Origin of the sequence: Escherichia sp. KTE114 (genome assembly GCF_000407765.1) — a bacterium.
Classification (GTDB): Bacteria; Pseudomonadota; Gammaproteobacteria; order Enterobacterales; family Enterobacteriaceae; genus Escherichia; species Escherichia ruysiae.
Genome location: NZ_KE136626.1, coordinates 2,120,773 through 2,145,834 on the forward strand (window position 1 = coordinate 2,120,773; position 25,062 = coordinate 2,145,834).

General features: G+C 50.6%; 23 protein-coding genes, 2 tRNA genes and 2 rRNA genes. 17 read left to right on the forward strand and 10 right to left on the reverse strand.

Translation table 11 applies throughout. From position 1 onward, the window contains the following. The 4 genes from WC5_RS23985 (at window position 1) to dkgB (ending at window position 3,675) form a co-directional block, all read left to right on the forward strand. Window positions 1–2,362: ribosomal RNA gene (locus WC5_RS23985) — 23S ribosomal RNA — on the forward strand. A 100-nt stretch (window positions 2,363–2,462) separates the two neighbouring features. Continuing rightward, window positions 2,463–2,578: ribosomal RNA gene (gene rrf, locus WC5_RS10855) — 5S ribosomal RNA — on the forward strand. 54 nt (window positions 2,579–2,632) lie between these two features. Beyond that, window positions 2,633–2,709 (forward strand) — tRNA-Asp (locus tag WC5_RS10850). 162 nt (window positions 2,710–2,871) lie between these two features. Then, window positions 2,872–3,675, forward strand: coding sequence for a 2,5-didehydrogluconate reductase DkgB (dkgB, locus tag WC5_RS10845; RefSeq protein WP_000997064.1), 804 nt, complete (start codon window positions 2,872–2,874; stop codon window positions 3,673–3,675). On the opposite strand, the gene yafC is transcribed toward dkgB, so the two are convergent. Continuing rightward, window positions 3,672–4,586: a DNA-binding transcriptional regulator YafC gene (gene yafC / locus WC5_RS10840; RefSeq protein ID WP_000648558.1), complete on the reverse strand. Its 915-nt coding sequence runs from the start codon at window positions 4,584–4,586 to the stop codon at window positions 3,672–3,674. The two genes, dkgB and yafC, sit on opposite strands and share 4 nt — an antisense overlap. Window positions 4,587–4,826: 240 nt before the next feature. Here yafC and WC5_RS10835 point away from each other — a divergent pair, with 240 nt between their 5' ends. Together WC5_RS10835 and WC5_RS10830 are read left to right on the forward strand one after the other, a co-directional pair. Further along, on the forward strand, window positions 4,827–5,627 hold the full coding sequence (locus tag WC5_RS10835; protein ID WP_001230985.1) for an endonuclease/exonuclease/phosphatase family protein: 801 nt from the start codon (window positions 4,827–4,829) through the stop codon (window positions 5,625–5,627). Between the two features lie 77 nt (window positions 5,628–5,704). Further along, complete coding sequence (locus tag WC5_RS10830) at window positions 5,705–6,475, forward strand: class I SAM-dependent methyltransferase (protein ID WP_000211736.1); 771 nt, start codon at window positions 5,705–5,707, stop codon at window positions 6,473–6,475. Between the two features lie 47 nt (window positions 6,476–6,522). Here the strand turns inward: WC5_RS10830 and mltD are convergent, their stop codons facing one another. After that, entirely contained in the window at window positions 6,523–7,881 is a 1,359-nt protein-coding gene (gene mltD / locus WC5_RS10825) for a murein transglycosylase D (RefSeq protein ID WP_000644688.1), read from the reverse strand. 71 nt (window positions 7,882–7,952) lie between these two features. Next, window positions 7,953–8,708, reverse strand: a complete 756-nt coding sequence (gene gloB, locus WC5_RS10820; RefSeq protein ID WP_016231580.1) for a hydroxyacylglutathione hydrolase — start codon at window positions 8,706–8,708, stop codon at window positions 7,953–7,955. A gap of 33 nt (window positions 8,709–8,741) precedes the next feature. Here gloB and WC5_RS10815 point away from each other — a divergent pair, with 33 nt between their 5' ends. Further along, window positions 8,742–9,464: a class I SAM-dependent methyltransferase gene (locus WC5_RS10815; protein ID WP_010349063.1), complete on the forward strand. Its 723-nt coding sequence runs from the start codon at window positions 8,742–8,744 to the stop codon at window positions 9,462–9,464. On the opposite strand, the gene rnhA is transcribed toward WC5_RS10815, so the two are convergent. Next, window positions 9,461–9,928, reverse strand: a complete 468-nt coding sequence (gene rnhA, locus WC5_RS10810; protein WP_000917880.1) for a ribonuclease HI — start codon at window positions 9,926–9,928, stop codon at window positions 9,461–9,463. The two genes, WC5_RS10815 and rnhA, sit on opposite strands and share 4 nt — an antisense overlap. A gap of 63 nt (window positions 9,929–9,991) precedes the next feature. On the opposite strand from rnhA, the gene dnaQ reads away from it, so the two are divergent. Beyond that, window positions 9,992–10,723 carry a DNA polymerase III subunit epsilon gene (gene dnaQ / locus WC5_RS10805; RefSeq protein ID WP_024192206.1) on the forward strand — a complete coding sequence of 244 codons (732 nt, stop codon included), beginning with the start codon at window positions 9,992–9,994 and terminating at the stop codon, window positions 10,721–10,723. Window positions 10,724–10,855: 132 nt separating this feature from the next. Continuing rightward, window positions 10,856–10,932: transfer RNA gene (locus WC5_RS10800), tRNA-Asp, on the forward strand. 146 nt (window positions 10,933–11,078) lie between these two features. Here the strand turns inward: WC5_RS10800 and WC5_RS10795 are convergent. The 6 genes from WC5_RS10795 to tagK are packed head-to-tail and all read right to left on the reverse strand — an operon-like array spanning window position 11,079 to window position 17,252. After that, entirely contained in the window at window positions 11,079–12,128 is a 1,050-nt protein-coding gene (locus WC5_RS10795) for a type VI secretion system protein TssA (protein ID WP_000380753.1), read from the reverse strand. Between the two features lie 10 nt (window positions 12,129–12,138). Further along, entirely contained in the window at window positions 12,139–13,134 is a 996-nt protein-coding gene (tssG, locus tag WC5_RS10790; RefSeq protein WP_000012135.1) for a type VI secretion system baseplate subunit TssG, read from the reverse strand. Continuing rightward, window positions 13,131–15,014: a type VI secretion system baseplate subunit TssF gene (gene tssF / locus WC5_RS10785; protein ID WP_000371475.1), complete on the reverse strand. Its 1,884-nt coding sequence runs from the start codon at window positions 15,012–15,014 to the stop codon at window positions 13,131–13,133. The genes tssG and tssF overlap by 4 nt, the downstream gene beginning before the upstream one ends. Window positions 15,015–15,029: 15 nt before the next feature. Then, the gene (tssE, locus tag WC5_RS10780; protein ID WP_000994234.1) at window positions 15,030–15,524 is read right to left on the reverse strand and encodes a type VI secretion system baseplate subunit TssE; all 495 of its coding nucleotides are present in this window, start codon (window positions 15,522–15,524) and stop codon (window positions 15,030–15,032) included. Next, window positions 15,521–16,351 (reverse strand): type VI secretion system accessory protein TagJ, encoded by an 831-nt coding sequence (locus WC5_RS10775; protein ID WP_000183895.1) that lies wholly within the window; start codon window positions 16,349–16,351, stop codon window positions 15,521–15,523. The genes tssE and WC5_RS10775 overlap by 4 nt, the downstream gene beginning before the upstream one ends. Further along, window positions 16,338–17,252, reverse strand: coding sequence for a type VI secretion system-associated protein TagK (tagK, locus tag WC5_RS10770; RefSeq protein WP_000827825.1), 915 nt, complete (start codon window positions 17,250–17,252; stop codon window positions 16,338–16,340). Before tagK ends, WC5_RS10775 begins: the two co-directional genes overlap by 14 nt. A gap of 331 nt (window positions 17,253–17,583) precedes the next feature. On the opposite strand from tagK, the gene tssH reads away from it, so the two are divergent. The 8 genes from tssH (at window position 17,584) to tssJ (ending at window position 25,060) form a co-directional block, all read left to right on the forward strand. Beyond that, window positions 17,584–20,217 carry a type VI secretion system ATPase TssH gene (tssH, locus tag WC5_RS10765; protein ID WP_016231581.1) on the forward strand — a complete coding sequence of 878 codons (2,634 nt, stop codon included), beginning with the start codon at window positions 17,584–17,586 and terminating at the stop codon, window positions 20,215–20,217. Window positions 20,218–20,435: 218 nt separating this feature from the next. Then, entirely contained in the window at window positions 20,436–20,726 is a 291-nt protein-coding gene (locus WC5_RS10760) for a hypothetical protein (RefSeq protein WP_000144224.1), read from the forward strand. Between the two features lie 60 nt (window positions 20,727–20,786). Then, window positions 20,787–21,332 (forward strand): type VI secretion system contractile sheath small subunit, encoded by a 546-nt coding sequence (tssB, locus tag WC5_RS10755; RefSeq protein WP_000996814.1) that lies wholly within the window; start codon window positions 20,787–20,789, stop codon window positions 21,330–21,332. 24 nt (window positions 21,333–21,356) lie between these two features. Continuing rightward, window positions 21,357–22,871 carry a type VI secretion system contractile sheath large subunit gene (gene tssC / locus WC5_RS10750; protein WP_000247918.1) on the forward strand — a complete coding sequence of 505 codons (1,515 nt, stop codon included), beginning with the start codon at window positions 21,357–21,359 and terminating at the stop codon, window positions 22,869–22,871. A 50-nt stretch (window positions 22,872–22,921) separates the two neighbouring features. Continuing rightward, entirely contained in the window at window positions 22,922–23,329 is a 408-nt protein-coding gene (locus tag WC5_RS10745; RefSeq protein ID WP_000332237.1) for a BPSL0067 family protein, read from the forward strand. 12 nt (window positions 23,330–23,341) lie between these two features. Then, window positions 23,342–23,794, forward strand: a complete 453-nt coding sequence (locus WC5_RS26015; protein WP_016231582.1) for an STY0301 family protein — start codon at window positions 23,342–23,344, stop codon at window positions 23,792–23,794. 179 nt (window positions 23,795–23,973) lie between these two features. Next, window positions 23,974–24,459 carry an Hcp family type VI secretion system effector gene (locus WC5_RS10740; protein ID WP_000312804.1) on the forward strand — a complete coding sequence of 162 codons (486 nt, stop codon included), beginning with the start codon at window positions 23,974–23,976 and terminating at the stop codon, window positions 24,457–24,459. Between the two features lie 67 nt (window positions 24,460–24,526). Next, a complete protein-coding gene (tssJ, locus tag WC5_RS10735) occupies window positions 24,527–25,060 on the forward strand; it encodes a type VI secretion system lipoprotein TssJ (protein ID WP_001045932.1) in 534 nt (177 codons plus the stop codon). Window positions 25,061–25,062 lie beyond the last annotated feature (2 nt).

Below are 25,062 nucleotides of genomic sequence, written 5' to 3' on the forward strand. Positions count from 1 at the left end.
TTTATGGGGTGACTGCGTACCTTTTGTATAATGGGTCAGCGACTTATATTCTGTAGCAAGGTTAACCGAATAGGGGAGCCGAAGGGAAACCGAGTCTTAACTGGGCGTTAAGTTGCAGGGTATAGACCCGAAACCCGGTGATCTAGCCATGGGCAGGTTGAAGGTTGGGTAACACTAACTGGAGGACCGAACCGACTAATGTTGAAAAATTAGCGGATGACTTGTGGCTGGGGGTGAAAGGCCAATCAAACCGGGAGATAGCTGGTTCTCCCCGAAAGCTATTTAGGTAGCGCCTCGTGAATTCATCTCCGGGGGTAGAGCACTGTTTCGGCAAGGGGGTCATCCCGACTTACCAACCCGATGCAAACTGCGAATACCGGAGAATGTTATCACGGGAGACACACGGCGGGTGCTAACGTCCGTCGTGAAGAGGGAAACAACCCAGACCGCCAGCTAAGGTCCCAAAGTCATGGTTAAGTGGGAAACGATGTGGGAAGGCCCAGACAGCCAGGATGTTGGCTTAGAAGCAGCCATCATTTAAAGAAAGCGTAATAGCTCACTGGTCGAGTCGGCCTGCGCGGAAGATGTAACGGGGCTAAACCATGCACCGAAGCTGCGGCAGCGACGCTTATGCGTTGTTGGGTAGGGGAGCGTTCTGTAAGCCTGTGAAGGTGGCCTGTGAGGGTTGCTGGAGGTATCAGAAGTGCGAATGCTGACATAAGTAACGATAAAGCGGGTGAAAAGCCCGCTCGCCGGAAGACCAAGGGTTCCTGTCCAACGTTAATCGGGGCAGGGTGAGTCGACCCCTAAGGCGAGGCCGAAAGGCGTAGTCGATGGGAAACAGGTTAATATTCCTGTACTTGGTGTTACTGCGAAGGGGGGACGGAGAAGGCTATGTTGGCCGGGCGACGGTTGTCCCGGTTTAAGCGTGTAGGCTGGTTTTCCAGGCAAATCCGGAAAATCAAGGCTGAGGCGTGATGACGAGGCACTACGGTGCTGAAGCAACAAATGCCCTGCTTCCAGGAAAAGCCTCTAAGCATCAGGTAACATCAAATCGTACCCCAAACCGACACAGGTGGTCAGGTAGAGAATACCAAGGCGCTTGAGAGAACTCGGGTGAAGGAACTAGGCAAAATGGTGCCGTAACTTCGGGAGAAGGCACGCTGATATGTAGGTGAAGCGACTTGCTCGTGGAGCTGAAATCAGTCGAAGATACCAGCTGGCTGCAACTGTTTATTAAAAACACAGCACTGTGCAAACACGAAAGTGGACGTATACGGTGTGACGCCTGCCCGGTGCCGGAAGGTTAATTGATGGGGTCAGCCGCAAGGCGAAGCTCTTGATCGAAGCCCCGGTAAACGGCGGCCGTAACTATAACGGTCCTAAGGTAGCGAAATTCCTTGTCGGGTAAGTTCCGACCTGCACGAATGGCGTAATGATGGCCAGGCTGTCTCCACCCGAGACTCAGTGAAATTGAACTCGCTGTGAAGATGCAGTGTACCCGCGGCAAGACGGAAAGACCCCGTGAACCTTTACTATAGCTTGACACTGAACATTGAGCCTTGATGTGTAGGATAGGTGGGAGGCTTTGAAGCGTGGACGCCAGTCTGCGTGGAGCCGACCTTGAAATACCACCCTTTAATGTTTGATGTTCTAACGTGGACCCGTGATCCGGGTTGCGGACAGTGTCTGGTGGGTAGTTTGACTGGGGCGGTCTCCTCCTAAAGAGTAACGGAGGAGCACGAAGGTTGGCTAATCCTGGTCGGACATCAGGAGGTTAGTGCAATGGCATAAGCCAGCTTGACTGCGAGCGTGACGGCGCGAGCAGGTGCGAAAGCAGGTCATAGTGATCCGGTGGTTCTGAATGGAAGGGCCATCGCTCAACGGATAAAAGGTACTCCGGGGATAACAGGCTGATACCGCCCAAGAGTTCATATCGACGGCGGTGTTTGGCACCTCGATGTCGGCTCATCACATCCTGGGGCTGAAGTAGGTCCCAAGGGTATGGCTGTTCGCCATTTAAAGTGGTACGCGAGCTGGGTTTAGAACGTCGTGAGACAGTTCGGTCCCTATCTGCCGTGGGCGCTGGAGAACTGAGGGGGGCTGCTCCTAGTACGAGAGGACCGGAGTGGACGCATCACTGGTGTTCGGGTTGTCATGCCAATGGCACTGCCCGGTAGCTAAATGCGGAAGAGATAAGTGCTGAAAGCATCTAAGCACGAAACTTGCCCCGAGATGAGTTCTCCCTGACTCCTTGAGAGTCCTGAAGGAACGTTGAAGACGACGACGTTGATAGGCCGGGTGTGTAAGCGCAGCGATGCGTTGAGCTAACCGGTACTAATGAACCGTGAGGCTTAACCTTACAACGCCGAAGGTGTTTTGGCGGATTGAGAGAAGATTTTCAGCCTGATACAGATTAAATCGACAGGTCAGAAGAGGACGTGTTGATAAAACAGAATTTGCCTGGCGGCCGTAGCGCGGTGGTCCCACCTGACCCCATGCCGAACTCAGAAGTGAAACGCCGTAGCGCCGATGGTAGTGTGGGGTCTCCCCATGCGAGAGTAGGGAACTGCCAGGCATCAAATTAAGCAGTAAGCCGGTCATAAAACCGGTGGTTGTAAAAGAATTCGGTGGAGCGGTAGTTCAGTCGGTTAGAATACCTGCCTGTCACGCAGGGGGTCGCGGGTTCGAGTCCCGTCCGTTCCGCCACTTATTAAGAAGCCTCGAGTTAACGCTCGAGGTTTTTTTTCGTCTGTATTTCTATTTTTGCCAAAATCGCAAAAATCCTCTGCATTTCACGCTCTTTTTCCGCAACAGTCTGAAGCCCATAATCATCTCGGTTAACGAACATAGCATTAGAAGAGGCATATTATGGCTATCCCTGCATTTGGTTTAGGTACTTTCCGTCTTAAAAACGACGTTGTTATTGCATCTGTGAAAACGGCGCTTGAACTTGGCTATCGCGCAATTGATACCGCACAAATCTATGATAACGAAGCTGCCGTAGGTCAGGCGATTACAGAAAGCGGCGTGCCACGTAATGAACTCTATATCACCACTAAAATCTGGATTGAAAATCTCAGCAAAGACAAACTGATCCCGAGTCTGAAAGAGAGCCTGCAAAAATTGCGTACCGATTATGTTGATCTGACGCTAATCCACTGGCCGTCACCAAACGATGAAGTCTCTGTTGAAGAATTTATGCAGGCGCTGCTGGAAGCGAAAAAACAAGGACTGACGCGTGAGATCGGTATTTCCAACTTCACCATCCCGTTGATGGAAAAAGCGATTGCTGCTGTTGGCGCTGAAAACATCGCCACCAATCAGATTGAACTTTCTCCTTATCTGCAAAACCGTAAAGTGGTCGCTTGGGCTAAACAGCACGGCATTCATATTACTTCCTATATGACGCTGGCTTATGGTAATGCACTGAAAGATGAGGTTATTGCTCGCATAGCAGAGAAACACAATGCGACCCCGGCACAAGTAATTCTGGCGTGGGCAATGGGGGAAGGCTACTCAGTAATACCGTCTTCTACTAAACGTGAAAACCTGGAAAGTAACCTTAAGGCACAAAGTTTACAGCTTGATGCAGAAGATAAAAAAGCGATCGCCGCACTGGATTGTAACGATCGCCTGGTTAGTCCGGAAGGTCTGGCTCCTGAATGGGATTAAGCCTCTCTGACAGCTCCTTCGGGAGCTGTTTTTACATGCTCGCTAAGGAAATCGATAAAGGCTCGGATGCGAGTACTTACCGCTCGGTCGCTGTAATAAACGGCACTGAATGGCATTTCCACTGGCAACACTTTATCTGCCATTAACTCCACCAGTTCACCACGAGCAATTTCTCTGTCGATCATATAGTCGGACAAACACGCAATCCCGTTGCCACTCAGGCAAAGCTGTTTCAAGGTTTCCCCGCTATTGGACGACAAACCGTACTTCACTTCATGTAATTGTCCATCGCTACAGGCTATCGGCCAGGTATTGAGGGAAGCGGGTTCAGTGAATCCCAGGCAAACATGTTGCTTTAAATCGTCGATAGTTTCTGGCTTCCCGTAGCGGGCAATATAGTCGGGGGAGGCGATAATTTTTCGATAACTGTTAAATAACGGCCTGGCTCGTAAGCTGGAATCCGTTAACGTACCGGCGCGAATCGCGACATCCACTTTTCTTTCGATCAAATTAATAATCGTTTCGGAGGAGACTAGCGATAAAGTGACCTCCGGATAGCGTTCGCGGAAAGGCTTAATTAACGGCATCAGAAAGTGCAGTACCACAGGGGTTGCGGCATCGATCCGTAACAGTCCGCGCGGTGTATTACGCGTCTCCATAATTTCTGATTCTGCCGCTGCCATCTCCTGCAAAATTGACTGTACGCGACGAAAATAACGCTCGCCTTCTTCCGTCAGGCTAAGTTGTCGCGTGGTTCGATTAAGCAAACTGACGCCAAGTTTCATTTCCAGCTTTTTTACCGCCCGGCTGACCGCTGAGTTTGCTTGCCCTAATTGTTCCGCTGCCCGGCTAAAGCTGCCGCTTTCGACGACCGAAACAAAAATGGCGAGTTCTTCCGATGTGGCTTTCATTTTTGCTCCTGTTGCAAAATAGAAGAGATATTTTGAATTTATTTGTCATTAAACCATCAGGATACGTGATATGTCATCCGATTTAATGTTCTCAATAATGAGCAAAATTCTGTGCGGTGTAAGCACTTGCTTACATAACAATATACAATTGCTCGTTGAAAGAGTGAGCTAAAATCCCTATAACAGTAGAACCCTCCCGAGTGCGGAAGGGTTGACGTAATAGAGGTTTCAAAGTCAAAAGTGCGAAAAAATACCTATGCCATGCGCTATGTTGCCGGACAACCTGCGGAAAGGATCTTACCGCCGGGGTCATTTGCGAGCATCGGCCAGGCATTACCACCCGGAGAACCGTTAAGTACCGAAGAGCGTATTCGGGTCTTGGTGTGGAATATTTACAAACAGCAACGCGCTGAATGGTTGTCGGTATTAAAGAACTACGGCAAAGATGCGCATCTGGTGTTATTGCAGGAAGCGCAGACAACGCCAGAGTTAGTGCAGTTTGCGACTGCTAACTATCTTGCTGCCGATCAGGTGCCCGCTTTTGTGCTACCACAACATCCTTCCGGCGTAATGACCCTTTCGGCAGCGCATCCGGTGTATTGCTGCCCGTTACGCGAACGTGAGCCTATTTTACGTCTGGCGAAATCGGCACTGGTGACGGTCTATCCATTACCTGACACCCGCCTGTTGATGGTAGTCAATATACATGCGGTCAACTTCAGTCTGGGCGTGGACGTTTATAGCAAGCAGTTACTTCCTATTGGCGATCAGATAGCCCACCACAGCGGTCCGGTCATTATGGCGGGAGATTTCAATGCCTGGAGCCGTAGAAGGATGAACGCTTTATATCGCTTTGCGCGAGAAATGTCGCTGCGCCAGGTGCGTTTTACTGATGATCAGCGCCGCCGGGCGTTTGGTCGCCCGCTCGATTTTGTTTTCTACCGTGGTCTGAATGTCAGCGAAGCTTCCGTACTGGTTACGCGCGCTTCTGATCACAATCCGCTACTCGTTGAATTCAGTCCCGGCAAGCCTGATAAATAAGGTATGTCAGGTCTGCCACAGGGCAGACCAACGTTTGGCGCTGCCTTTTTATACTCAACCAACAAAAGGACAGTGCAATGACAACACAATCCCACCATGAGCACGTAGAAAAGCAGTTTAGCTCGCAGGCCAGTGAATATTTAACCAGTACCGTGCATGCATCCGGGCGTGACTTACAGCGCCTGGCGGCGTGTCTGACAGAGTATCCTGACGCTTGCGTACTTGATATGGGCTGTGGAGCAGGACATGCCAGCTTTGTCGCTGCGCAAAACGTGCAGGAAGTGGTGGCGTATGACTTATCTTCCCAAATGCTGGATGTTGTTGCACAGGCTGCAGATACCCGACAACTGAAAAATATCACCACTCGCCAGGGGTATGCCGAAAGCCTGCCTTTTGCCGATCACACCTTTAATATTGTTATTAGTCGTTATTCTGCCCACCACTGGCATGATGTCGGTGCGGCATTGCGTGAAGTGAATCGGGTGCTGAAACCCGGCGGTAGACTGATTGTGATGGACGTCATGTCACCGGGTCACCCGGTACGCGACATTTGGTTACAGACGGTAGAAGCATTGCGCGATGCCTCTCACGTGCGTAATTACGCCAGCGGTGAGTGGTTGACGTTAATCAATGAAGCCTATCTGCTTGTCGATAATTTGATCACCGATAAATTGCCTCTGGAATTCTCTTCGTGGGTTGCGAGAATGCGTACGCCAGAAGTGTTAGTAGATGCTATTCGCGTTTACCAACAGAGCGCATCGACAGAGGTGAAAACGTATTTTGCCTTGCAGAATGATGGCTCTTTCACCAGTGATATCATCATGGTTGAAGCACATAAAGCGGCATAAATAAAAAAGGCACCGGGGGAATCGGTGCCTTTCTGTTATCTGGTTTGTCAGGAATCTGGCATATTGTTGTTTTTCACAAACAACGTCAGCTTATCGCCTGGTTGCAGATTCGCAGTATCACTGTTCCAGCGCATCACATCTTTGATGTTTACGCCGTGACGCTTAGCAATGCTTGAAAGCGAATCACCTTTGCGCACACGATACGTAATACTGTCGCTGTTGTTTGCCAACCGCTGTGCGCTACTACCAGCGCCAATTGTCAGGCTTTGGCCTGGTTTCAGCTTAGAACCGCGCAGATTGTTCCACTGCTGCAAATTCTTTGTGCTTACGCCGAGACGTGAAGCGATGCTTGAAAGCGTGTCGCCAGAGCGTACGGTGTAAACGCGGCTATTAAGCGGCGTATTGTCGGCAACCAGTGTCGACTGTACGGCAGCAATTTCGCCTGAAGCCAGAGATTCACGCAGTTGATCTGCATGTTTCTTTGGCACCATCACGTACTGTGGACCACTTGCGCCCAGCGTGGAGCCTTTCACGCCAGCGTTGAAGGTCTTCAGTTTGCTGACGGAAATTCCCGCCATATCTGCAACCTTCGCCATTTCAACCGGGCTACTCAGGTGTACACGCGCCAGAGCACGGCTTTCATCGGTCGTCGGCAGACGTACACCATAACGCTTGCTGTTTTTGAGAATATCACTCAATGCCAGCATCTTAGGCACGTACTGCTTCGTTTCCTGCGGCAACGGTAACGACCAGAAGTCCGTGGATTTCCCACGCGCTTTGTTCGTTTTAATTGCCTTCATGACCCGACCTTCGCCGCTGTTATAAGCCGCTACGGTCAAAAGCCAGTCGCCATCAAACATCTTGTTCAGACGCTGCATCATGTTCAGCGCGGCAGTTGTTGAAGCAACAACATCGCGACGCGCGTCATAATTGCGGGTCTGTTTCAAACCATAATTGCGCCCCGTGCTCGGAATGATCTGCCAGATGCCTGCGGCATTGGCGCCAGACGTCGCGTGAGGATCAAAAGCGCTCTCCACTATGGGTAGTAGTACCAGTTCCATAGGCATGTTACGTTTTTTAACTTGCCCGGCTATCCAGTACATATACGGCTCTGCCCGTAAAGTTACATCGTGGAGATAGCTCTTATTGCGTAAATATTTCTGTTTCTGTTCGCGAATCCGGTCGTTTTCCGGAATTCCCATCTTTAGCTCGTCGCCTATGAAAGCCCACAAGTCACCATCCGGCGCGATAGACGTCCCATCGTCCATCCATCGTGCCTGACTTGTAAACTTTGCTGCTTCCCCTTGACCAGCTGCAGAAAGGCTCTGTGCGTGCTGTTGAACGTTACCAGTACTCTGGCAACCCACGAGCAGGACAGAGGCGAGTAATATCGCTTTTGCCTTCATGTGTGTGTCAATAGTTGCTTAAAAGACGACCGATCATAACGGCGAACGAAGCCGATGACAAGAAAGTTTTATCAGAATCTATCTTTCTTTGACCTTAACCAGGCAAAACGTTCTTCAGGTTGTTGCAATAATGTTTCTTTATTAATTACATTAATTAAATCAATATCTTCTGTTCTCAAAAAAACATTATTTTGCCGCTCATTTTTCAGAATTACGGGTAGTGTTATTTGATTTTTTGCCCGTAACTCCTTAACTTTACGATAATAATCATTTATAGACAAATCGTGCGGAAGAATGCTCAAAGCAAACTTCATATTTGATAAAGTATATTCGTGAGCGCAACACACCAGGGTATCGTCAGGAAGTTCACTTAATTTTTTAAGTGATTGATACATCCGTGATGCAGTGCCTTCGAATAGTCTACCGCAACCGCCAGAAAACAGAGTGTCGCCACAAAATAGATAAGGTTCGCTAAAGTAACAGATATGTCCTAAAGTGTGACCTGGCGTAGCAATTACACTAAATTCATGCCCCAAAACGAAGGCAGTATCACCATCTTTGACTACCTGCGTTGTTCCCTTATCTTGTGTCTCTTCTGGCCCATACACCACAATTTGCGGATACTTTTCTACCAGTTCTTTTACACCGCCAACGTGATCGTGGTGATGGTGGGTGAGGAAAATCGCTACTGGTTGCCAGTTGTTAGCTGAAATCGCCTTTAATACGGGTTCTGCCTCTCCTGGGTCGACAATCAGGCAACGACCTGCTTCATCAGACAAAACCCAGATGTAATTGTCATCAAAGGCGGAAATACTGTTAAGATTCATATATTACCTCTCAGTGCGAAACGGAAGGTTGTGATGAAACCGGCAAGGACCCCTCAAACTGTCGTGGCTCCTGATTGCTGGGGCGATTTGCCCTGGGGAGAGCTTTATCGCAAGGCGCTGGAACACCAGCTCAACCCGTGGTTCGCTAAAATGTATGGTTTTCATCTGCTTAAGATTGGCAATTTAAGCGCAGAAATCAATTGCGAAGCGTGCGCGGTTTCTCATCAAGTGAATGTTTCTGCGCAAGGAACGCCCGTCCAGGTGCAGGCTGATCCGCTTCACCTTCCTTTTGCCGATAAATCCGTCGATGTTTGTCTACTGGCGCATACATTGCCGTGGTGCACTGATCCGCATCGTTTATTGCGCGAAGCCGATAGGGTATTGATTGATGATGGCTGGCTGGTTATTAGCGGCTTCAATCCCATCAGTTTAATGGGATTACGCAAACTTGTGCCGGTATTGCGAAAAACATCACCCTATAACAGCCGGATGTTTACTCTGATGCGGCAACTGGACTGGCTCTCTTTGTTGAATTTTGAAGTGCTACACGCCAGCCGTTTCCATGTTCTCCCGTGGAACAAGCACGGTGGAAAACTATTGAGCACGCACATTCCTGCGCTTGGTTGCTTACAACTAATTGTTGCCCGGAAACGGACTGTTCCTTTAACGCTAAATCCGATGAAACAGAGTAAAAACAAACCGCGAATTCGCCAGGCAGTCGGCGCCACCCGGCAATGTCGTAAACCACAGGCTTAAACTTCGACTTGATAGCCCGTATCTTCCAGCGTGGGATTCATCGCCGCAGCATGAGCCAGTTCATCACAGCGTTCGTTTTCCGGGTGTCCGGCATGGCCTTTTACCCATTCCCATTTGATTTGATGCTGACCCAGCGCGGCATCAAGACGTTGCCAGAGATCGACATTTTTTACCGGTTTTTTGTCTGCGGTTTTCCAGCCACGTTTTTTCCAGTTATGGATCCACTGGGTGATCCCCTGGCGGACATACTGGCTGTCGGTACTCAAAATGACTTCGCAATGTTCTTTTAACGCTTCCAGCGCGACAATAGCAGCCATCAACTCCATACGGTTGTTGGTGGTGCGGGTGTAGCCTGCGCTAAAGGTTTTCTCGCGTCCGCGATAACGTAAAATAGCGCCATAACCCCCAGGTCCAGGATTACCCAGACACGAACCATCGGTGAAAATTTCTACCTGTTTAAGCATCTCTGGTAGACTTCCTGTAATTGAATCGAACTGTAAACGACAAGTCTGACATAAATGACCGCTATGAGCACTGCAATTACACGCCAGATCGTTCTCGATACCGAAACCACCGGTATGAACCAGATTGGTGCGCACTATGAAGGCCACAGGATTATTGAGATTGGTGCCGTTGAAGTGGTGAACCGTCGACTGACGGGCAATAACTTTCACGTTTATCTCAAGCCCGATCGGCTGGTGGACCCGGAAGCCTTTGGCGTACATGGTATTGCCGATGAGTTTTTGCTCGATAAGCCTACGTTTGCCGAAGTAGCTGATGAGTTTATGGATTATATTCGTGGCGCGGAGCTGGTGATCCATAACGCAGCGTTCGATATCGGCTTTATGGACTACGAGTTTTCGTTGCTCAAGCGCGATATTCCGAAGACCAATACCTTCTGTAAGGTCACCGATAGCCTTGCGGTGGCGAGGAAAATGTTTCCTGGTAAGCGTAACAGCCTCGATGCGTTATGCGCCCGCTACGAAATAGATAACAGCAAGCGTACGTTGCACGGGGCATTACTCGATGCCCAGATCCTTGCGGAAGTTTATCTGGCGATGACCGGTGGCCAAACGTCGATGGCTTTTGCGATGGAAGGTGAAACACAACAGCAACAAGGTGAAGCAACAATTCAGCGCATTGTGCGCCAGGCAAGTAAATTACGCGTTGTTTTTGCGACTGATGAAGAGCTTGCAGCGCATGAAGCCCGTCTCGATCTGGTGCAGAAGAAGGGCGGAAGTTGCCTTTGGCGGGCATAATTAACCGTTAAAGGCGCTAAAAATAGCGAGTTGGGCGATTTTTGCAGCAAACGATTCAAAAGATGAGAAAAAGCGTTGACGAAGGTCGAGGCAATCCGTAATATTCGCCTCGTTCCCAACGGAACACAACGCGGAGCGGTAGTTCAGTCGGTTAGAATACCTGCCTGTCACGCAGGGGGTCGCGGGTTCGAGTCCCGTCCGTTCCGCCAATATTTAGAAAGCCTGAATCAGTAATGGTTCAGGCTTTTGTCGTTTCTGGCTTTCGGGATTTTTCACCCCGGAAGTTAAATGGATATAATCCAGAAAATAGTTACACCATATAATGACCAGTAGTTATAAATTCTGGTCATTTTGGTTATTCCTGCGCATCCCACTTCTCCAGCAGTTCTGCTGGAACTTCATTGATTATCTCCGAAAAGCGTTTTCCGACCAGTCGTTCAGCCTGGCGCAACAAGGGAATGGTCGGGCTGCTTGGTTCACTGTGCTCAAACCAGCGGCGGATGACTCGCAGGCGTTTCAGTGCGTCGTTCCGATCGCTGATTTGCTGTGGCTCTGCGATGATCTTTGCAGTCGTTTCGGCTGGTATATCCACTGTGGGAGCGACATGCTCTGCTAGTGTCAGTCCGGTATTATCGATAGCCGCATACTTCGGCTGATCAGCCTGCGGTTTTGGTTGTGGGATTTCTGGCGTAGTGGTCTGTACCGCCCCAGGCAACAGGGTCAGCAGTTGCGTCAGACGCGAAAAGTCCGGAGCCAGGTCATTGAGCGTTTCACGAGCATGGTGTTGCAGTCGCTCAGTGATCTCGGCGGCCTGGCGAAATGCGTCCAGCGGCAGTGCGCCGCGTGCTTCCAGGTCGGCCAGTTGCTGACGTACTGATTCCGGTGCCAGCGCATCCGCCGGCCGTGATGCAGACAGCGAACGTTCCACATCCCGAACCTGAAGGCGCATGGCGGCGTTGTTTGATAGCGTAATGCCACGAATATCTGCCATTACGCCTTCGTGGTCCAGTAGCGCCGACAGCGCGTTACTGCGTGCTACAGCCGCATCTTCGGCGGTGGTATCTTCAGCCGCAAGCAGTTGTGGATGGATGGTGTCCGGGTTCGTGGCACACAACGTTTCCAGGAGCGTGAGTGTCTCCACCAGCCCTCTGGCTCCACCCTGATGGATGCGGCAGCGCAGTAGGATCACCAGGATGCGGATATCTTTGCTGCGCGCCAGCAGGCGGTGGGCGTCTCGCTCAAGCTCCGCCCAGTTAATGGTTTCCGGCGTACTGACAAAATCGCCATATTGCGCCTCTTCACGCGCTAAGGCGTGGGTGAACAGCAACAAGTACTCTGGATCATACTCTAGATCCGGGCCGCAGGGACATTCAGCCGAAATAGGGTCAGACAGGGGGGTATCCATTAAATTATCCTCAGTGTGCCAAATAGTGTTCAGGTTCGAAAATCATGCCCGTCACCGGGTTGCCGTGCAGGGCTTTCCCTGCCCAGGCGGTCCAGCCAAGCTGATATGGACCGCCAGTAACAGCCGGAGGGGCTGCGTGTGGTTTAAGCTGTAGCTCAATTTCCCAGCAGTATTCAAACCCGGTAAATGCGCGAACCAGTTCCGTTAGTACTGGCAGGTTATTACCACCAGGCAGGAAACGCCGGTAGTCAGCCAGTGTCAGCGGGCCAATCACCAGCCGGAACTTATACTGCATGTCCGGCACGGCCTGGCCGATGAGTGCGCCGTTGCCAATGACGGAAGAGGGGGCTGGCATCCCCAGTCGGGTAATTTCATCATCAGCCACAGTTATCCAGTGCAGGACATACTCTTGTATTCGGAAAGGCACACTGAAATAGTGCGCCAGCGTGGCGGCCAAGCCGTCCGGGTTGCGGGATTCGCGCACCAGATGGGCCGATGCCGCCAGGCGAACGTGATCCGGCAGCGAGCTGTCTGCACTTTCCCGTAAATCCTGTCCGCTGAGGCTGGAGATATAAAAGGCAAAACGGTCATATTCCTGTTTATCCAGACCGCCTCCAGCGGACTGGGCGCTGCGCCATGCCTGATAAAACTGCGTCAACCAGCGGTGATGAAAAAGATCGGTAAAACGGGTCAGGGTCGGATCGCAGCGGCTTTCGGTCCGATTGCGCGCCAGTTCGGTGTAGTGCAGTGGCAGCGGACCGTTCGGTCCCCACAGTCCAAGGCTGTAAAGGCTAAGGTGCAGGCGTCCTTGCTGCCAGCTCACACTGGCGATTTCTCGCGGCGCAAAGGTCAGTGTAGGTGTTTGTCCGAGGCGAAATTTTTCCATACTTGGTTGCCAGGCACTACCTGCAGGGACGGTACACAACTGCACATCCACGCGGCGCATCAGGTTCAGAAAACCATAGCGCCAGGGCGTTTTCTGCGCTTGGGTGAAATCGCCGCTCATACACTTCCCCGTAGTCCGGCTCTGACCGGCCAGGTCATAATTTTCCCACGTTGCATACTGTGCAGTGTCATTTGCGAGAAGGTATTAATGGAAACATGACGAGCGATATATTGCTCCAACACCAGACCGAACAGATACGGGCTGATACCAGAGAATCCGTCCTCATCCACCGTCAGCTCACAACTGACGCCGCGACCATAAACCAGCAGCCCGGAACCGGGCAGACGGCGGGTAACAGGCGTTGTTTTACAGCCAATCAGGCTGCGTACCTGACGCGATTGCGGACTGTCATGCGCCGGAATAAACAGGTTCAGCAGATCGCGCAGTGCCTGACCGCCGGTGCGGTGATCCAGATCGGCCAGCGGCAGATAATTAAAGGATAACTGGCGGATCAACCGCCAGGCCATTTCACGTTCCGCCAGTGGTGGCTGTGGTGGACGAGGTGGACGGATAAGCCCCACGCCTGCCACAGGGATGGCCGCATCTACGGTCAGATCGTCCCGGCCAGTGCGTGCAATAAGACAGGGCAGATCGCGGTTGGTGACCATGGCAGTGATGGTGATATGGCGCAGATTTTCCGGGTATGGGGCTTCATACTGGTCAACCAGCGACAGGAATACTTCCGAGCCCGTATAGGGTGTGCGGGTGCCGTAGCGGCGGGCGTTCTCAGACAACCGACGCGGCTCCCGGCGCAGGGAAAAATAACGCCCATGATTGCCTTCATCATTATTACGGGTGTGGTAGAGCGGGCGAAATGTCATCTTCCGCGTGGTGTCGACTTCCAACCCTTCCACTTCCTGTACCGAAAACACCTCATAGTCGAGCGGATGGGTCCTGTCCACCACCAGGTGCTGCTCCGTCGTGCTGTGAGTGATATCGATCCGGGCGGTGACGCGGGGAAACAGGTTGATCACCGGGGTACAGAACAGGCTGAACTGTGCCGCATTTGTCTGGTGGATCAGCCAGTCTGGCGGCAGGCGGTTCAGTAAGATAACAATTTCCGCCACGCCGCTGTGAATTTTTTGTAACCCGGCAGACAGACCCGTCGGGGTGAAAAAATAAAAGCGTTCCGGGCAGGCAAAATATTCATGCAACAGGTTATGGCCGTGGAACACGTTCCACGCCAGCGGCAATAGCCCTTGATCCGGCTCCAGACCCTCGTACATAACGGGCTGTTTCAGGTTCACATCCAGTACGCCGTCAAAATGACCCGGAACGCCTGCCAGTGTGGCAATGGCGCTGGTGTGCAGCAGTTCGAACAGGTGTGAGGCCGTGCGCTCCTCGCCACAGAGATAGAGCGGCAATCTGTCCAGCCCGGCAAGCTGGCTGAAGGTCAGTTCACCGAAGGTGCGCAGGGTGATGCGCAGCGCCCCGGCGACGTGAATGTTAGCTGGCAGGTAGCGGTGCAGGGCGGGCATATCCGGCGGCGCGGCGGTCAGGCGCGCCTCTTCGATGGCAAGCGGCCACAGTGTCACATCCTGGCTGCTGCGAAACTGGCAGGCGGCGCTTTCACCTTCCGGAATGGAGGAAAAAAAGGCAGTGTTGCGTGGGACGGTGAATCCCTTCGCCAAATCGCCTTCTTCCTGATCGGGATGTAGTTGTGCCACGCTCATTGAGGGGGTAGGGGTGATGTAATTGGGACTGACGACCTCCAACAAACGCTGGGTGAAGCGGGGAAATTCAGCATCAATTTTAAGCTGCGTGCGGGCGGTCAGGAAGCTGAAAGCTTCGATCATACGCTCCACATACGGATCGGCAATATCCGCTCCCTGCATTCCCAGCCGAGCGGCGATTTTGGGATGACGGGCGGCAAATTCGGCTCCCGTTTCCCGCAGGTAGCTCAATTCGCGGTTGTAGTATTCCAGTAGCCGTGGATCCATCACTCACCCTCTATATTAATAAAACGTAATGCGGCTGTGCTCCATATCCAGCGCACTACGTACCCGGAATGCTGTCGGATACGGCTGCGTGAGGATCTCACCGCAAATTTCAAACTGTAATGTGTTATGGCCATTCTGGCGTTGTTCATCCTGTAGCGGGATGATTTGCAGTGTGGAGGTCTTCAGCCGGGGTTCAAACCGGGTAATAGTACGCAAAATGGCTCTGCGGATATCATCCCACTTATGTTCATACAAAAAGCTCCCCGCCAGCGGCGGCAGGCCGTAGTTCACTACGGAAGCAGCCGCCTGCGGGTAACGCGCGGCATCAATATCATCTTCATGGCTGATGGTGTTGAGCAGAAACGACAAATCCCGGCGGATGATCTCTTTAAGCTGAGCTGGGCTAACACTGATATCGTGGTCGCGCTTCTGGTTTGGGGTGTCGTCGCACAGGCGGTCAAACAGAGTGGGTAGTAAGTGTTTGCCCGGGCGCTGGTGGGAGGCATTCATGCATCTTGGCCTTCAGGTGAATTAAAGGTGCAGGTGCTCAAATCCAGCAGGCTGATATCTCCGTGGCTGGTGAGCCACATTTTTTGCCCCAGTGCTTGTACCAGGGTTTCACCGGAACCATCCTGCCAGACGGTTTTGCGGCACAGACACAGGGTATCGGAGGCCTTTTCTGAACCGCTGTAGCGGGAAAATAGCCAGGCTCCATGCGCATCGCCATTGTGAAGTGTGATATTGACGGGTTTCCAGATCAGATCGGTCAGACTCGCTGGCGGGGGCGATTTCAGTGAGCGAATTTGCGAAAGCGGTAGCCAGATATACACGCCACCAGTGACCAGTTCCAGCACTGGGCCGGTACGGGAGTCGCTGTCGCTTATCCAGTCAAATGTGCCACCATTCCACTGTCCGGCTGTGTCTGTTATGGTCTCAAACGCGCGGCTGCGGTGGGCATCGGCATCTGACGTTTTACCACGGGCGTTACAGGCGAGGGCGACAAGCAGATCCTCCATCCAGACGGGCGGAGGGAGAATAAAACCAGGGCGTTGTTCACCATGAAAGCAGGACTGGCGGTATATCTCACAGCGAATCAACTCCCCAAATACCTGTGCTTCTCGGGTATAATTTGCGTCCATTCGGGCGCACAGTTGGATTTGTTGCAGCGCTCGTGACCAGTTGCCGATCACGCACAATAACTGAAACAGGCTGTGCCGATGTAAAGCCTTAGTTGGGTGCATCTTTACTTGTTGCTCTGCCATCTGAATACCTTCCGCTACAGAATAATTCCGCAGCAGCGCCGACAAGGTAGCCGGTAGCACGTTATTGTTTGTCATGATGGATATCTCCGTGTTGTACCGGATTTACCCGGTAATGGCTGTCAATGCCAATGATGCGGTGCTCACGCTGTGTCAGATCGGGTAGGACGGTGCTATGTACCATTTCCGATGCGTATTCCGGGGAAAGCAAGCGCAGAATATCGGGGAGAATCGTTTCGGTAGGCCAGACCGTTTCTCCTTCGCCGGTGGTATCCAGGACATCGAGAATAGCGTCAATGCTTAACCCTCCTGTGATCATATCCTGCAATGAATCAGCTTCAGTGGTCAGATTGCGCAATGAGGCCAGATCCAGCGTAACTGCCTCTTCATTAAGGGGAAATGGATCGGCATAACGATGGATATCTTGTTCAGGGGACAACAATGCCTGGCGGTATTCCTGGTAAAGTAGGGTTAGTGGGGTATCTGTTCCTGGGTTGCCTTCGGTGGCGACTGTGCCATGAACCGGAATGATATCGAACGGATTTTGCGACTGCCGTTGTTGTTGTCGAAACCAGTCAAGATCGAGATATTCGCTTATTGTTTCCAGCGAAACAGCAGTCTGTGGTGTCGTCTTTTCCTCACGTGGAGCAAGAGACGTCGGATTGTCACGAACAAGACACCAGGAAGATAATCCCCATTCAATCAGATCCCCTTCATTCAGGCGCATACGGTGATGCGGCTCGACAATCTGATCATTTACCGTGCAACAATATTCATCGGACTGATTGATTATCCACCACGCCTCTTCATGGCGAGTCAGGCTGAGAGCAATTTTCGCATTCTCATCCACCTCAAAAACAGGAAGCCAGGGCGCGTTGACGGTGAAGATAATCTGTGTTCCTGCAGTCGCGTAAATTGTGCTATCGGTAACCCCGTGCGCCTGTATTTTTTGTAGTCCCCAGATAATATTTCGTTTCATTACGTATCACTGTATAGAGTGTTCTTTTCAATAGAATAATAATTTTAATTTTTTAGATAAGTAATGCTGAACAATTTGTTTTATCAATATTAATTCCTGCGGAAATGTATTGCGGTATTTTTGATATAATATATACATAATGTATATGTAATTGATTTTCTGTATTGAAAAAAATCATAAAAAAGATACTAACCGCTATATTACATTGCGTTCTGTGATATGCATCATTGTTTCATTCTGGAATTTTGATGATTCTATTAATTAGAAGTTCTAATCGGTACATTTATGTTTATGTATCATTTATATGTTCTTACATCATCAGGTGTAACAGATGGACACTCCTGTTTCACGCAGTGCACTATATGGAAAGCTAACAAAACCTTTATTCAGGTCTTTGGAGTCTGCGACAACGTTCTGTAAATTACGCGCTAATCCTTATGTCGAACTAACGCATTGGTTGCATCAGCTAATACAACAACCAGAGAATGATATTCACCATGTCCTTCGGCATTACCAAATAACATCTTTTGATGTAGAGAATGCGTTAATTCAGCAATTGGATATATTGCCTGCCGGAGCTAGCGTAATTAGCGACTTTTCCCACCATATAGATCTTTCTGTTGAAAAAGCCTGGATGTTGGCAAGCATCCGTTTTGGTGATCACAAAATTCGTAGCGGATGGTTACTACTAGCCTGGTTAACCACACCAGAATTGTATCGAGTGTTAAAAAATATCTGTGCGCCATTGGCTGGGTTACCGGTAAATGAGCTATTGGATATTCTTCCGTCTTTAATCTCATCATCCTCTGAAATATCAGAGATTCCATATGATGGTTCGGATTTGAATTCTGCGGTTCCGGGAGAAAGCAGCCAGGCATTTTCCAGTGAATCAGCAGGAAGTAAATCCGCGCTGGCGAAATACTGTCAGGACATGACTGCACAGGCCCGCGAAGGTAGCATCGATCCAGTCACCGGTCGCGAGCACGAAATTCGTACTATGACGGATATTCTGCTGCGCCGTCGGCAGAACAATCCGTTGCTAACTGGCGAGGCAGGCGTCGGGAAAACGGCTGTGGTGGAAGGGTTCGCGCTGGCGATTGCCGAGGGGGAAGTGCCGCCTTCACTGCGTAACGTGCGGTTGCTGTCGCTGGATGTCGGGGCGCTGCTGGCCGGAGCGTCCATGAAGGGCGAATTTGAATCCCGCCTGAAGGCGCTACTGGAAGAGGCTGCGTGCTCGCCGCAGCCGGTGATTCTGTTTGTCGATGAGGTTCACACCCTGGTAGGCGCCGGAGGTACATCCGGTACAGGTGACGCTGCCAACCTGCTGAAACCGGCGCTGGCGCGTGGCAGTCTTCGAACGATTGGGGCGACCACCTGGAGTGAGTATAAACGCCATATAGAGAAAGATCCGGCATTGACCCGGCGATTTCAGGTGTTGCAGGTGGCAGAGCCGGAAGAGGTCGCCGCTGTTGAGATGGTACGCGGGTTAGTCACCACGTTGGAAAAGCACCATAACGTACTGATCCTTGATGAGGCCGTGCGTGCTGCTGTACAGCTTTCTCACCGTTATATCCCGGCTCGACAGCTACCGGACAAAGCCATCAGTTTGTTGGATACAGCCGCAGCCCGCGTGGCGCTGTCGCTGCACACTCCACCAGCAAATATCCAGTTTCTGCGTCAACGGCTTAAAGCCGCCGAAATGGAGCAGGAGCTGCTATTAAAACAGGAAAAAATGGGGCTCCGCGCAGAACGAGGCGACACACTGGCGTCGCAGATTATATCGCTGAAAAGAGAACTGTTTGATGCGGATGAACGTTGGCAGCAAGAACTAGAGCTGGTTCACAGATTACAGGAGCTGCGTGCTGCAAAAACCGGCGAGCGTGATGAAACCACACTGCAACAGTCGGAAGCAGCATTAAGAGTCTGGCAGGGTGAAAAACCCATCGTTTTTCCGGAGGTTAATGCGGCTGTGGTAGCGGCGATTGTCTCCGACTGGACCGGCATTCCCGCTGGGCGCATGGTAAAAGATGAAGCCAGCCAGATCCTGGAACTGCCTGCCCGCCTGGCGCAACGTGTTACCGGGCAAATGGATGCTCTGGCGCAGATTGGTGAGCGTATCCAGACTGCGCGGGCGGGGTTAGGTGATCCGCGCAAACCTGTGGGCGTCTTTTTGCTGGCCGGGCCGTCCGGTGTTGGCAAGACCGAGACCGCGCTGGCGCTGGCAGAAGCAATCTACGGCGGTGAGCAGAATCTGATTACTATCAATATGAGCGAGTTTCAGGAGTCTCACACCGTTTCCACGCTGAAAGGCGCGCCGCCCGGCTATGTTGGCTATGGCGAAGGCGGCGTGTTGACGGAAGCCGTACGCCGCCATCCCTGGAGCGTGGTATTGCTGGATGAAATTGAAAAAGCTCATCACGACGTCCACGAGTTGTTCTACCAGGTATTCGATAAAGGCGCGATGGAGGATGGCGAAGGTGTCCACATCGATTTCAAAAATACCACGCTGTTGTTGACCACTAACGCAGGTGCGGAGCTTATCAGCCAGCTCTATGAGGATCCGGCGCTGATGCCCGATTCAGCAGGGCTAAAAGAGGCGTTAATGCCGGAGTTACGCAAACATTTCCCAGCGGCTTTCTTGGGGCGGGTGACGGTTATCCCTTATTTGCCGTTGGATGAGAAGGCGCGTGGTGTTATTGCCCGTCTACATCTTGGCAGACTGATGGATCGTATGGCAGAGCAGCATAGCGTTTCACTCATCTATGGCGACGAACTCATTACGCACATTGTGGCGCACTGCCCGATGCACGAAACAGGGGCACGCTTGCTGATTGGTTATATCGAGCAGCATATTCTGCCGCAACTGTCCCGTTACTGGTTGCAGGCGATGACAGAGAAAACAGCTATCACGCAAATCTGCATCCGTGTTGATGAGGATGAACAGATTATTTTTGAAACGGATTAATGGAACATCCTTATTGCAAAAGAATTAAGTGGTGCGTTGTGGGTTAGCCGCTTTCCTGGAGGTTCTTCCACCAATGATTTGCAGGGGGCTTTTTGTGCATCGGTAGATAAACTTTTGCGCACGCCTGGTAATGCGCGTGCAAAGGGCTGTATTTCTGCAACATATCGCCCTCCCGCCAGAGCATATCTCATGCGCTGGTCAATTGACGGACATTAAGTATGACATTTCGTTATCCGATGTTGTTGACATTCCTGTTAATGATGTTCGCTTTCTGTGTTCAGGGGGAACCGCCTTTACCACAGGATGTGCAGCATTTTCTGAGTAATGCGGAAATGTGCCAGCATCTTGCTGGTGAATGGGACAGTTCTTTACCAGAGAAGGATAAAAGAGACATCGAAAAAAGGGTTGATACCTGGTGTCCTCCGGCGAAGAAATCACTCCCTGTGTTGCGGAAAAAATACAAAGAAAACAAAGAGATTATAAAAATACTCTCTGCGTATGATTTTTAAACTGTACCGTCGGACCACTCCCCTGGTGTCGTCGGCTGACTGATAAGGAAATGAAGGATTATGGCTATCAACAATAGCGCGCAGAAGTTTATTGCCCGCAACCGCGCGCCCCGTGTACAGATTGAGTATGACGTTGAGATTTACGGCTCCGAGAAAAAAATCGAACTGCCGTTTGTCATGGCGGTACTGGCCGATCTGGCCGGTAAACCACGCGAAGAACTGCCACCGGTCACCGATCGTAAATTCCTTGATATTGATATCGATAACTTCAACGAGCGGATGAAAGCCATTGCGCCGCGCGTGGCATTTGCTGTCCCCAATACGCTGACGGGCGAAGGGCAGTTAATGGTCGATATCACGTTAGAGAATATGGACGATTTTTCGCCTGCGCAGATTGCCCGTAAGGTGGATGCCCTGAACCAGTTGCTGGAAGCACGTACTCAGCTTGCCAACCTGCAAACCTATATGGATGGTAAAGCGGGAGCAGAAAATCTGATCAACAAACTATTACAAGACCCAACGTTACTGAAAGCTCTGGCCAGCGCGCCAAAACCTGTCGCTCAACAGGAAAGTGTCTTATCAGGTGAAACGGGAACAGCAGACTAACTGCGATTTTATTAAGGAACTTTCATGGTAAACAATACTCTTCTGGCGACTGGCGACCTCTCTACTGCGCAAACCACTGCCTATCAGGAAACGGAGTTTGATTCGCTGCTGGATAAAGCCTTCCGTCCCAAGACACCTCAAGCAGCAAAGGCTGTTGAGGCTGCAGTTCAGACACTGGCCCAACAGGCGCTGGCAAACTCTGTCACCGTCAGTGACGATGCTTATAAAAGTATTGCTACGATTATTGAGCAGATCGATTTCAAATTAACGGAACAGATCAAGCTAATCCTGAGTCATCCGGAATTTCAGAAACTGGAGTCCTCCTGGCGTGGGATGGAACATTTGGTTTACAACACTGAAACCGATGAAAAATTAAAAATCCGCTTTATGAACCTTTCGAAGGATGAATTGCGGAAAAATATGAAACGTTACAAAGGGATCGCGTGGGATCAAAGCCCCATGTTCAAAAAGCTGTATGAAGCCGAATATGGGCAGTTAGGCGGAGAACCCTACGGTTGTATCATTGCGGATTATTATTTTGATCACACCCCACCGGATGTGGATCTGCTCGGCTCCATTGCCAAAGTGGCAGCCTCAGCTCATGCGCCGTTTATTGCCGGAGCCTCTCCATCAGTGTTGCAGATGGATTCCTGGCAGGAACTGGCCAACCCGCGTGACCTGACCAAAATTGTCACCCAGAACCTCGAATATGCACCGTGGAACTCGCTGCGTAAAAGCGAGGATTCTCGTTACATTGGCCTGACGATGCCGCGTTTTCTCTCCCGTTTACCTTATGGTGCGAAAACAAACCCTGTCGATGAGTTTGATTTTGAAGAAGATGCGGATGGCGCAGATCACAGCAAATATGTCTGGAGCAATGCCGCCTATGCAATGGGTGTAAATATCAACCGTTCTTTCAAACATTACGGTTGGTGTACGTTGATCCGTGGTGTGGAATCTGGTGGGGCGGTGGAAAATCTGCCCTGTCATACCTTCCCGACCGATGACGGCGGCGTGGATATGAAATGCCCGACGGAAATCGCCATCTCTGACCGTCGAGAAGCAGAACTGGCAAAAAATGGATTTATCCCACTTATCCATCGCAAAAACTCTGATTACGCCGCCTTTATTGGCGCACAATCGCTACAGAAGCCGCAGGAATATTACGATCCAGATGCCACGGCTAACGCCAATCTCTCAGCCCGGTTGCCATATCTGTTCGCCTGTTCGCGGTTTGCGCACTTTCTCAAATGTATCGTGCGCGACAAGATCGGTTCGTTCAAAGAGCGTGAAGATATGCAACGCTGGCTCAATGAATGGATCATGAACTACGTTGATGCCGATCCGGTGAACTCCTCACAGGAAACCAAAGCTCGTCGGCCGCTGGCAGCTGCTGAAGTGGTGGTGGAAGAAGTGGAAGGTAATCCGGGTTATTACGATGCCAAATTCTTCCTGCGCCCGCATTTCCAGCTTGAAGGATTAACGGGGTCGCTGCGTCTGGTCACAAAACTGCCGTCAGTAAAACAGGGTAATGCCTGAGTTTTATGAATATTTTAATGAATGATGTCAGATAATACTCAGGGGGAGATATGGCATATGTTTATGGCCTGGTAGATTCATTGCAGGGCACTGAAATGGTGGGAATGGCGGGAGCAGGAGACAGAAAGGAATGTGTGTTCTTAGTTCAGGTATATGCACATGTAGGGCATACCGGAACGTGGAAGCAGGGGCGGAAAGTTTTCGGAGATAAATCGATCCGCAGAGGAACAGCAATCGCGACTTTTGTGAATGGGAAATATCCACCGAGGGAAGATGCTCATAAACATGCTGCTTTCTATCTCGAACAAGATGATTCGTATATTTATGTTATGGACCAGTGGACAGGTAAAGCCTCGAATGTATCGGCGCGCAAAATCTCCAGAAAAGGCGGAATGCGCAGTGATGGATCCTATCCTGATGCCAGTAATAATGCGGAAGCTTTTTATGTTATTGAGTAGAGAATAGATGCTATGGAGACGCGTTTTATTTTTTCTCTGTTATTGGGTTATATGTTGTTTTATTCACAATCTGTTGCAGCGTGGGAAGTCAGTTGCCCCGTATTTATCAATATAAAATCCTCAACGACAGTACTGGAGTCGGATGTACTTACATCGTGGCAGGAATCTTCCCGCTATGAACCCCGTCTGTGGTTGGACGGTGTAGGGATGTCGCAGGGAAAACCTGAAAACCGGGTGGATCTAAAACCAGAGACAGAGAAAATAAAGGGTGAAAACAGGCAAATATGGGATACCACAACGAACAGTAATCAGGATAGTGAACGTTACTGGGTTTCCTGTATTTATAACCACGGACAGGTTTGGTTATCACAACCGGTACCTGCATCGGCGACACAGTGTCAGGCATCTTCTCTGCCGGGTCAGCGGGAACAAAGAGAGTCATCGGTATCTGTGATATGTAAATAGATATAATACATTCAGTTTATGAATTAATTATATGCCGGTATCTCATTACCGGAAATTATACAGCCTTCTGTTCTTCTGAAATAAGGAGAGGGGGTTCTGTACGGCAATGATTTACCTGTATCCAGATGTACAGATAAATCAGAGATTATTTTTAAGTAATTCTTAATAAGGAAATAAAAATGGCTTATGACATTTTTCTGAAAATTGACGGCATTGACGGCGAGTCAATGGATGACAAACATAAAAATGAAATTGAGGTACTGAGCTGGCGCTGGAATATCCATCAGGAGTCCACCATGCACGCAGGCAGCGGTCTGGGATCCGGTAAAGTCTCCGTGACTAACCTGGAGTTTGAACATTACATCGATCGCGCCAGCCCGAATCTGTTCAAATACTGCGCCTCCGGTAAGCATATTCCGAAGTCTATCCTTGTCATGCGTAAAGCAGGCGGCAATCCACTGGAATACCTCAAGTATACCTTTACTGATCTGATTGTGGCTGTGGTTTCCCCCAGTGGTAGCAAGGAGGGCGAGATCGCCTCCCGCGAGAGAGTCGAACTCTCTTTCAGCACCGTGAAACAGGAATACGTGGTGCAGAACCAGCAGGGCGGCAGTGGCGGCACTATCACCGCAGGCTACGACTTCAAGGCCAATAAAGAAATTTAAGCGGTACTTTTCCGGCCAGGTAAATAGCCTGGCTGGTTTTTATTATTTGATTTTAAAGGAAATTACAGTGAATAAATGGCGTAACCCCGGTGGGTGGTTATGTGCGGTAGCTTTGTCTTTTGTCTGCCTGCTTTCCGGGTGCAGTATTGACAGCGACGACGTGCCGGACCTGATGTCACAAAGACTCGATCTGGTGATTAAGGCTTCCGATAAGGTGAATCCTGACAATCAGAAAAAAGCCGCGCCCATAGAGATACGCGTTTATGAACTGAAAAATGATGCAGCTTTCACGGCGGCGGACTGGTGGTCACTTCAGGAGAATGACAAGGCTGTTCTTGCCGATGATTTACTGCACCGCGATAGCTTTATCCTGCGTCCGGGCGAGGAGAAAAAATTGCGCCGCTCCCTCAATAAGGAAACTACCACGCTGGGGATCCTCGCCGGATACCGCAATCTGGGAAAATCGGTCTGGCGGGCTACATATAAAATTCCTGATCCACCGGAAAAAAGTTGGTACAGCCGCTTTATGCCGAAGAAAAAAGTCGAACTGGATGCTGGCATAGAGCAAAGCGCCATCGTGATTAAAGAACGGGATGAGTAAAT